We start from the raw sequence: 9,718 nt of genomic DNA, 5'->3' as shown, positions 1-9,718 counted from the left end.
GGCCCGCGCATCCCGGGGCCTGCCTGACGGGGGACGCCCGCGCAAATCCAGCCGCTCGGGTGCGCAAATTCAGCCTCTCCGGCGTTTGAGGAGCGGGGTGCGGGGCCCGGGTCAGCCGCCCGGTACGCCGAAGACCTCCCCGTTCGGCGCGGCCCCGTACACCCGCCCCCTCCCCACCACCGGCTCCGGCAGCATCGCCGCGTACGTATACCGCCCCCCATCCATCCGCGGATCCGTCTGCCCCACCAGCACCCCCCGCCGCACATCCACCATCAGCAACCGCCCGTCCCCGCCCATCACATACACCTTGCGGGCACCCACCGCCGGCCGCGACAGATGGGTGACGGCGGTCTCCAGCCGCCACCGCTGAAGCCCCGAACGCCCCGAACGCCCCGACCCCGTGTCGATCGCCAGCAACGCGCCCCCCGCCCCGCTCAGATAGACGATCTCGCCGCTCACCGCCGCCTGCGCCTGATCCACCGGCAGCGCCAGCGGCACCAGCCGTACGGTCCGCGTGGCGCGTGCGGTGTCGAGCCGTACGATCGCCTCGGTGAACCCGTCGAGGTTGTCGGACAGGAGATACAGCGCGCCTCCGGACACCCCCACCGGCCGCAGGTTCCCCTTGAGCCGCTTCTCCCACAGCCGCGCACCGCTCGCCGGGTCGACCGCGGTGACGACCGTGGACGTACCGTCCGCCGACGGGGTCGCACCGAGGGCGGGCCCGCTCCGGCCGGGCGCGGCCACCCACTGCGTACCGACTCCGCCGTGCCGCCCGGCCCACCGCTCGCGCCCGGTCGCGGCGTCGAGGGCCCGGATCCGGCCGGTATCACCCACCAGGAGCACCACCCCACCGATGTGCCGCACCGTCGCGTACGACGAGATCGCGGTGCTCCAGCGCACCTTCCCGGTCGTGGGGTCGAGCGCCTCCAGCCGCTTCCACCCCGGCGTCGCGACATGCACCAGCCCGCCCGCGTACGTCGGCGGCATGCCCCCGTCGACACTCCTCGGCGCACCGGACGCCGGCAGCGACCACTGGACGCGTCCGTCGTCGGGGGAGAGCCGGGCGGCCTTGATACCGGGGGCCGCGCAGTACAGCCCGCTGAGTCCGGGCCCCGCCGCGCACACCGGCGTACGGTTCTCCGATTCCCCGGCGCGCAGGGGCACGCTCCACTCGCGGAACGCCGGCTCCGCGCGGGCGGCCGGCGGGAGGGCGCGCGGGCGCTCCGACCGATCGCCGTCGCCCGCCGCGTCCACCACCCCGGCCGTCACCAGCGCCACGAGCGCGGCCCCGGCGGCCACCCACCGCCCCCACCGGCGGCTGCGGGGCGCGGGCGGCTCCCCGCCCGCCACATCCGCCCTGTCCGATTCGGCGGCCCCACCCGCCACGCGCTCGCGCGGATCCGGGGCGCGCGGCGCCGGTATGTATGCCTGGGTGTCGTACTGGGTGTCGTACGAGGACGAGGGCGTCGACCCCCGCAGCGCGACCATGACCTCGTACGGGGTGGGCCGTTCGTCCGGGTCCTTCGCGAGACAGCGCCGCAGCAGTGGTACGAGATCGGCGGGCACTCCGGTGAGATCCGGCTCGTTGTGCACGACCTGATACGCCACGATGTACGGGCTGTCCGAGTCGAACGGCCCCCGCCCGGTCGCCGCGTGCACCAGCACCGCACCCAGCGCGAACACATCCGCCGCGGGCCCGACCTCCCTCGGACGCTGGAACTGCTCGGGTGCCATGAACGGCGGTGTCCCGATCAGTTTTCCCGTCTCCGTCCGCAGATCACTGTCCGTGGGGCGGGAGATCCCGAAGTCGATCACCTTGGGTCCGTCGGACGCCAGCAGCACATTGCTCGGTTTGAGATCGCGGTGTACCACGCCGACCCGGTGGATGTCCCGCAGCGCCTCGGCGAGACCGGCCCCCGCCTTGCGTAGTTCCTCCTGGTCGAGCGGATTCCGCTTGACCCGTTCGGCGAGGGTGGGCCCCTCGATGAACAGCGTGGCCATCCAGGGCCGCCCGGCCGCCGGGTCGGCGTCCACGACAGGCGCGGTGAATGCTCCGCTGACCCGCCGGGCCGCCGTGACCTCTTGGCGGAAACGTGCCCTGAACTCGGGGTCCGACGCATGCTCGGCATGAATGACCTTGACCGCGAGCCGCAGTCCCGAGGCAGAGGTGGCCAGATGGACCACCCCCATGCCACCCGTGCCCAGACATGCCTCAAGGCGATACTGCCCGGCGTAATCCGGACGCTCCGCTTCCGGGGACTGCCCGGTGTTGCGCAGCGGTGGCATGCCCTACCCCCGTGGTGTCGTGCGCACACTCGACCTTCGGAGCCTAGTCGATGGTGCGTGCGAGAAAGGGATGGCCTGTCGGCCCGTGCGCGGCGTACCGTGCGTATACGCACATACAGCAACGGGGGAGATATCGATGGCACTTGACAAAACACGTCCGGAAATAATCGATGCGGCTGCCACGGAAGCGGCTGCGGAAGCACCCGCCGAGACCACGGGAGCGCCCGCCGGAGCGACGGCCGAGGCATCCACAGGGTCATCCACGGGGACGTCCACCGAGGCATCCGCCGACGCCATCGCCACGGCGGCCACGCGCTACCCGGTCGCCCCGGGCTACCGGCTGAACGTTCGCAGCGGCCCCGGCACCGGCTACCGGCTCGTCCGGGTGCTGCCGCTCGGCGCCCGGGTGCCGATCAACTGCCAGCAGCCGGGGGAGTGGATCGCCGGCCCCTACGGCACCACCAACCTCTGGGACAACATCGCCAGCGGCGAATTCGTCTCCGACGCCTACGTCCTGACGGGCAGCGACGGTTATGTGACGGTCCGCTGCTCCTGACAAGCGGCCCGGCAAGCGGCCCGGCAAGCCTGCGGACGAGCCTCCTGTACAAGCAGTGCTCCTGATCAAGGAGCGCTCCCGGCGATAATCGACCTCGTGAGCGATGTGAGCGAGCAGAACAGCACCAGCCAGAGCAACGCCGGCGACGCGGGCCCGCGCCCCGAGCCCATCCGTTTCTTCGGTACGACCTGGGTCGACCACGACGGGGGGTACGGGCTGCGCCGGGCCGGCGTCGCCGCCGGTTCGCTCGCGGCGGCGGCCGTGGGCTGTCTGGCCCTGCGGGTCGCGTACGACGGCTTGGTGATCGCCGAGGTCGGCGGCTTCGTCAACACCCTGGCCATCGTGATGTTCGCGGTGTGCAGCGCGATCGCCTTCCGCAAGACCTGGGAGGGCTACACCCGCCGCCCCGCCGTGGCCACGGCCCCGGACGCCCTGCGCAGCCTGCGGGCCATCGGCTTCATCGGCGTACTTCTGGCGTACTTCCTCCGCTCGCTGGCCGAGGCACCGGGGGAGAAACTGCTCCGCGAGGAGTACGACACGGCCCGCGCCCAGTACGAGAAGCGCCGCAGCGCGCGCACGGGCAACCCGGCGGCCCGCAGGGGAAAGAGCCGAAAGACGAAGCGCACATAGCGGGATTCCGGTGAGGATGACCCGCATGACCGCACAGCACGCGAGCCGCGCCCGCTCTTTCGACACCGCCGCCGCCCAGTACGACGCCGCCCGCCCCGGCTACCCCATCGGCCTGTTTGACGTCGTGCAGGAACTGACCGGCCGCCCGCTGCGGGGCTCCCGGGTCGTCGACGTCGGCGCGGGCACCGGCATAGCCACCCGTCTGCTGCACGCGCGCGGCGCCCGGGTCGTCGCCGTGGAGCCGGGCCCCGGCATGGCCGGCCAACTCCGCAGCACCCTCCCCGACGTCTCGCTCGTCCAGGGCATCGGCGACGCGCTCCCGCTGGCCGACGGCTGCGCCGACCTCATCACCTACGCCCAGTCCTGGCACTGGACGGACCCCCGGCGCTCCGTCCCCGAAGCCCTGCGGGTCCTGCGGCCCGGCGGCGCGCTCGCCCTGTGGTGGAACGTCGCCGACCCCGACGTGCCCTGGATCGCCGCCCAGGCGCGGCGCCTGCGCACCGGGCCCTCCGACAGCATCCACGGCGCCCCGGGGCACGCCCGCCGACTGCCCGCCGACCTGGACCCCGTCGAACGCACGGTCCACTGGACCCGCCGCGTCCCGCTCGCCACCCACCTCGACAACCTCGGCAGCCACTCCCTTCTGCTGACCCTCGGCAGGGAGCGCGCGGCGGATCTCCTGGACCGGGAGCGGGCCGAACTGCTGAAGGTGTTCCCCGACGGAGTCGTCCAGGAGGAGTACACGGTGGAGCTGACTGTCACGATCCGCCCGCCCAATCCGTCCTGACGTCCGAGCAATGTCTTGTCACCCCTCCGCACACACCACCCCCATCGGGAGAAGGGCCGGAAGGCATGGCCGAGCTGGCCGAGTTCGAGAAGCAGCGCAGCCGTCTGTGGGGCATCGCGTACCGCATCACCGGTTCGGTCGCGGACGCCGAGGACGCCGTACAGGAGGCATGGCTCCGGTGGCAGGGGCTGCCGGACGGCGAGGCCGACGACCCCCGGGCGTATCTGGCGACCGTGGTCAGCCGGATCTGCTACGACCAGCTGACCTCGGCCCGCGCCCGCCGTGAGTCCTACGTCGGGCCCTGGCTGCCCGAGCCGGTGGTCACCGAAGGCGGTCCGGAGGACCGGGTGACGCTCGACGAGTCCGTCGGCTTCGCCCTGCTCACCGTGCTGGAACGGCTCACCCCCGCCGAACGCACCGCCTTCATCCTGCACGACGTCTTCGCCGTGCCGTTCCCCGAGATCGCCGATGTCGTGGGCCGTACACCCGACTCCGTACGACAGCTGGCCTCCCGCGCCCGCCGCCGCGTCCGCAGCGAGGCCCCGCGCCGCTCGGTGGACCGGGAGGAGCACCGCCGGGTGGTGGAGGCGTTCCTCACCGCGGTGACCGGCGGGGACTTCGACGGGCTGCTGGAGATCCTCGACCCCGAGGTCGTCTGGCGCTCCGACGGCGGCGGCAGGTTCGGCGCGGCCCGCCTGCCGATCCTGGGCAACGAGAAGGTCACCCGTTTCGTCGAGCGGCTGATGCACGGCTTCGCCGAGCGCGGCAGCCGGTTCGTGCGGCGAGAGGTGAACGGGGCCCCCGGACTGGTCCTGGCCGACCCCTCGACCGGCCTGGTCGCGGTGTACGCCTTCACCGTCGACCGGGGCCGCGTCACCGAGATCGACGTCGCCCTCAACCCCGAGAAACTGACCCATCTCGATCCGGACACCCTGCACTGACCGCGGAGCCGGGACCGCTGCCACACCCGGCGGCCCCGGCCCTCGCATGACGACCTCAGGCACCACCAGGCAGACCCGGCACGACATCGTTCCCGGCGCGGGTGCCTGTACGGACTTCCGCAGGCACCGGGGTTCCATGGCGTTCTCCTACCCCTCTCGAACCGGTGGCCGACAGCTCTCCCGAGGTGCCGACGCCTGACACTCCCGCGATCCCCCTGTCCCTTGACTGCTCCCCCCTCCAGGAGCATTATTCATCACATGATGAATTCTCCTGCGGTCGCTGTCCTCGCCCGCGACCTCACCGTCGTACGGGGAGACCGCACCGTCCTGCGCGGCATCGACTTCACCGTGCCCCCAGGCCGGATCACCGGTCTGCTCGGCCCCTCCGGCTGCGGCAAATCCACCCTGATGCGCGCCGTCGTCGGCACCCAGGCCCAGGTCACCGGCACCCTCGACATCCTCGGCAAGCCCGCGGGCGACGCCTCCCTCCGCGCCCGTATCGGCTATGTCACCCAGGCGCCGTCCGTCTACGACGACCTCACCGTCCGGCAGAACCTGGAGTACTTCGCCGCGGTCCTCGCCCCCGGCCGCCGCCACCGCGAAACCCGCCACGACCACGTCACCCGGGCCATCGCCGATGTGGACCTCACCTCCCACGCGGACGCCCTCGCCGGACGGCTCTCCGGCGGCCAGCGCAGCCGCGTCTCCCTCGCCGTCGCCCTGCTCGGCACCCCGGAACTGCTCGTACTCGACGAACCCACCGTCGGCCTCGACCCCGTCCTGCGCCGCGACCTGTGGGACCTCTTCCACCGCATCGCCGCCGAACGCGGCGCGACACTCCTCATCTCCTCCCATGTCATGGACGAGGCCGAGCGATGCCACCGCCTCCTGCTGATGCGCGAGGGCGAGATCCTCGCCGAGGACGCCCCCGAAGACCTGCGCACCCGCACCCGCACCGACACGGTCGAGGCCGCCTTCCTCCACCTCGTCGACCGGGCCGGCGCCCAGGCCCACCGCCCACCCGGCCCGGACACCACCGACACCACCCCGGCCGGATCGCCGACCCCCTCCGCCCAGGAGAACGCCCGATGACCGCCGCCCGGACCCTCGCCACCGCCGCCCGCGTCCTGCACCAGCTGCGCCACGACCCCCGGTCCATCGCGCTGATGATCCTGGTCCCGTGCGTGATGCTCTTCCTGCTGCGCTATGTGTTCGACGGCAGCCCCGGAACCTTCGACTCCATCGGCGCCTCCCTCCTCGGCGTCTTCCCCCTGATCACGATGTTCCTGGTCACCTCCATCGCCACCCTGCGCGAGCGCACCTCCGGCACCCTGGAACGGCTCCTCGCCATGCCGATCGCCAAGGGCGACCTCATCGCCGGCTACGCCCTCGCCTTCGGCCTCGTCGCGGTCGTCCAGTCCGTCCTCGCCACCGGCCTGGCGCTCTGGGCCCTCGGCCTCGACATCGTCGGCTCCGCCTGGCTCCTCCTCCTGGTCGCCCTCCTCGACGCTCTGCTCGGCACCGCACTCGGCCTCTTCGTCTCCGCCTTCGCCTCCTCCGAATTCCAGGCGGTCCAGTTCATGCCGGCGGTGGTCTTCCCCCAGCTGCTGCTCTGCGGCCTCTTCACCGCCCGCGAGAACATGCAGCCGGTCCTGGAGAGCATCTCCAACGCCCTGCCCATGTCCTACGCCGTCGACGCCATGACCGAGGTCCTGCGGCACCCGGACGCCACGGGCACCTTCGTCCAGGACGTCCTCGTCGTCTCCGGCTGCGTCGTCCTGGTCCTCGCCCTCGGCTCAGCCACCCTCCGCCGCCGCACCGCCTAACCCCTCCGCACTCCTCGCCCCTCCCAGCCCTCCCCGCGTCGCACCCCCGGCCCGCCGCCGCACCGCGTGACCTCGCCGTACCGCCCCTTGGACGTCACGGCACCACCGCGCCCCCGGTGCGAGGATGTGCGCACGTACCCCCACCGGCGAGGTGAACAGAGCCATGACCCAGACAGTCGCAGTCCTCGGCACGGGCAAGATCGGCGAGGCACTCCTCAGCGGCATGATCCGCGCCGGCTGGCGACCCGACGATCTGCTGGTCACCACCCGTCGCGCCGACCGCGCCGAGGAACTCCGCACCCGCTACGGCGTCGAACCGGTCACCAACGCCGAGGCCGCCAAGCGCGCCGACACCCTCATCCTGGCCGTCAAGCCCCAGGACATGGGCAAGCTCCTCGATGAACTCGCCCCCCACAGCACCGCCGACCGCCTGGTCATCAGCGCTGCGGCCGGTATCCCCACCTCCTTCATCGAGGAACGCCTCACCACCGGCACCCCCGTCGTCCGCGTCATGCCCAACACGCCCGTACTGGTCGACGAGGGCATGTCCGTCATCTCCGGCGGCAGCCATGCCACCGCCGAGCATCTCGTGCACACCGAGGAGATCTTCGGCGGCGTCGGCAAGACCCTCCGGGTCCCCGAGTCCCAGCAGGACGCGGCCACCGCCCTGTCCGGCTCGGGCCCGGCGTACTTCTACTTCCTGGTCGAGGCCATGACCGACGCGGGCATCCTCCTCGGTATCCCTCGCGCCCAGGCCCACGACCTCATCGTCCAGGCCGCCATCGGCGCCGCCGTCATGCTCCGCGACAGCGGCGAACACCCCGTCAAGCTCCGCGAAGCTGTCACCTCCCCCGCCGGCACCACCATCAGCGCCATCCGCGAACTGGAGAACCACGGCGTACGCGCCGCCCTGATCGCCGCCCTCGAAGCGGCCCGCGACCGCAGCCGCGAACTCGCCTCCGGCAACGGCTGACCGGTCCTGTCTCTCTGTCCGTGGCGCCACGGACAGAGAGACGGGGCTGAAGGCGGGACCAGGAAGCGGGACGAAGACGGACGGACCCCACCGCCCTCCGCTACCCGGGCAGCAGCCCGATCGCCCCATAGGCGGCATCCACCCTCGGCCGGGCCATCCCCCTGGCCCGCTCGGCACCCTCCCTCAGCACCTCATCGATCCGACCCCCGTCCGCAGCCAGCTCCGCATGCCGCTCCCGCACCGGCCGCAGCACCTCCACCACCGCGTCGGCCGTGTCCTGCTTCAAAGATCCGTACGACTGGTAAACGCCCGCCAACTCGCTCGGGTTCCCACCCGTGCAGGCGGAGAGAATCTCCAGCAGATTGGCTACCCCCGGCCGGCCCTCGGGGTCGTACTCCACCTCACGCCCGCTGTCCGTGACCGCCCGCATGATCTTCTTGCGTACGAGGTCCGCGTCATCGAGCACATAGACGATCCCCGCCCCCGACGCATGGGACTTCCCCATCTTCGACGTCGGATCCTGAAGATCCATGACCCGCGCCGCCACCGGCGGATGCGTCGCCTTCGGCACGGTGAACGTGTACCCGTACCGCTGGTTGAACCGCACCGCCAGATCCCGCGTCAGTTCCACATGCTGCGTCTGGTCATCACCCACCGGAACCTCATCCGTCCCATAGGCCAGAATGTCCGCCGCCATCAGCACCGGGTACGTCAGCAGCGACACCCGCACGCTCTCCCCGGCAGCCCGCGCCCGCGCACCCTTCTCCTTGTACTGGATCATGCGCCGCAGCTCGCCGTCCGTGGCCACGCACTCCAGCAGATACGACAGCCTCGCGTGCTCATCCACCTGACTCTGTACGAATACGGTGCACCGCTCCGGGTCCAGCCCCGCAGCCAGCATCACCGTGGCCGCCTGCCTGGTCAGCCGCCGAACCCGCGCCGGATCGTGCTCCACCGTCAGCGCGTGCAGATCGACCACGCAGAACAGCGCGTCGGCCTCGTACTGATCGACCTCGGCCCAGCGCCGCAGCGCCCCGAGATAGTTGCCCAGCGTCGCGTGCCCCGTGGGCTTGATTCCGCTGAAGATCCGCGTCATCGCCTCTCCGTCTCCTGATCGGAGCCACCGCGCCCGGCGGCCCGTATCCCGGAGAGACAAACGGAAACGGCCGCCGAGGCGGCGGCCGTTGAGTGCATGCGTAGGTGCCGGCCGCCGTCAGGCGGCCCACCACTGAAGGAAGCACGTACGCACAGTCATGCGCGAGAGAGTACGGGATCGAGCCCCAAGTTGACAGTGGATACCCCCGCTCCGTAGTGTTCTCCGAGTTGCCCGACGTGAGCGCCGACTCCGGTTGGTCCCCGGGCAGCCATTCCGCAAGACCTACTGAGAACGAGCGACGTCGTGTCGCGCGTTTTTTGGTGCACTTTTGCGGAAATGAGGAATCCGCGTTCGAAAGACCGCACCCCCGATTGGCGTCGGGGGTAATGACTCCGCTAAAGTCTCACTCGTCGGAACGGCTCAACGGCCGGAATGGCAACCCGATTTCGACCGGGAATCAGGGCCGAAAGGTTCTGGTAGAGTCGGAGATGCAAGACCGGAAGGGAAGCGCCCGGAGGGCCTGGTGATACAGGTTCGATGGAAGTGTTCGTTCCTTGAGAACTCAACAGCGTGCCAAAAGTCAACGCCAGATATGTTGATACCCCGTCTGCCGGAATGATTTG

9 protein-coding genes are annotated in these 9,718 nt (G+C 71.2%); 7 read left to right on the top strand and 2 right to left on the bottom strand.

Annotated features, from left to right (window positions below):
* Positions 1-111: 111 nt before the first annotated feature.
* A complete protein-coding gene (locus ACWF94_RS23480; protein WP_453491735.1) occupies positions 112-2,286 on the bottom strand; it encodes a protein kinase domain-containing protein in 2,175 nt (724 codons plus the stop codon).
* Positions 2,287-2,422: 136 nt separating this feature from the next.
* Here ACWF94_RS23480 and ACWF94_RS23475 point away from each other — a divergent pair, with 136 nt between their 5' ends.
* From ACWF94_RS23475 to proC, 7 genes are all read left to right on the top strand, one after another.
* Positions 2,423-2,842: an SH3 domain-containing protein gene (locus tag ACWF94_RS23475; protein WP_453491732.1), complete on the top strand. Its 420-nt coding sequence runs from the start codon at positions 2,423-2,425 to the stop codon at positions 2,840-2,842.
* A 96-nt stretch (positions 2,843-2,938) separates the two neighbouring features.
* Positions 2,939-3,472, top strand: a complete 534-nt coding sequence (locus ACWF94_RS23470) for a hypothetical protein (protein ID WP_453491730.1) — start codon at positions 2,939-2,941, stop codon at positions 3,470-3,472.
* A gap of 25 nt (positions 3,473-3,497) precedes the next feature.
* Complete coding sequence (locus ACWF94_RS23465) at positions 3,498-4,259, top strand: class I SAM-dependent methyltransferase (protein WP_453491726.1); 762 nt, start codon at positions 3,498-3,500, stop codon at positions 4,257-4,259.
* A 65-nt stretch (positions 4,260-4,324) separates the two neighbouring features.
* A complete protein-coding gene (gene sigJ / locus ACWF94_RS23460; RefSeq protein ID WP_453491723.1) occupies positions 4,325-5,200 on the top strand; it encodes an RNA polymerase sigma factor SigJ in 876 nt (291 codons plus the stop codon).
* A gap of 258 nt (positions 5,201-5,458) precedes the next feature.
* Positions 5,459-6,292, top strand: coding sequence for an ABC transporter ATP-binding protein (locus ACWF94_RS23455; RefSeq protein WP_453491720.1), 834 nt, complete (start codon positions 5,459-5,461; stop codon positions 6,290-6,292).
* A complete protein-coding gene (locus tag ACWF94_RS23450; RefSeq protein WP_453491717.1) occupies positions 6,289-7,026 on the top strand; it encodes an ABC transporter permease in 738 nt (245 codons plus the stop codon). The genes ACWF94_RS23455 and ACWF94_RS23450 overlap by 4 nt, the downstream gene beginning before the upstream one ends.
* A 163-nt stretch (positions 7,027-7,189) precedes the next feature.
* Entirely contained in the window at positions 7,190-7,999 is an 810-nt protein-coding gene (gene proC, locus ACWF94_RS23445; RefSeq protein ID WP_453491714.1) for a pyrroline-5-carboxylate reductase, read from the top strand.
* A gap of 100 nt (positions 8,000-8,099) precedes the next feature.
* On the opposite strand, the gene trpS is transcribed toward proC, so the two are convergent.
* A complete protein-coding gene (gene trpS / locus ACWF94_RS23440) occupies positions 8,100-9,095 on the bottom strand; it encodes a tryptophan--tRNA ligase (protein WP_453491712.1) in 996 nt (331 codons plus the stop codon).
* Positions 9,096-9,718 lie beyond the last annotated feature (623 nt).

Source organism: Streptomyces sp. NPDC055078, assembly GCF_053607985.1.
Note: the sequence above shows the minus strand (reverse complement) of the source record. Positions and strands in the feature narration are given on the sequence as shown.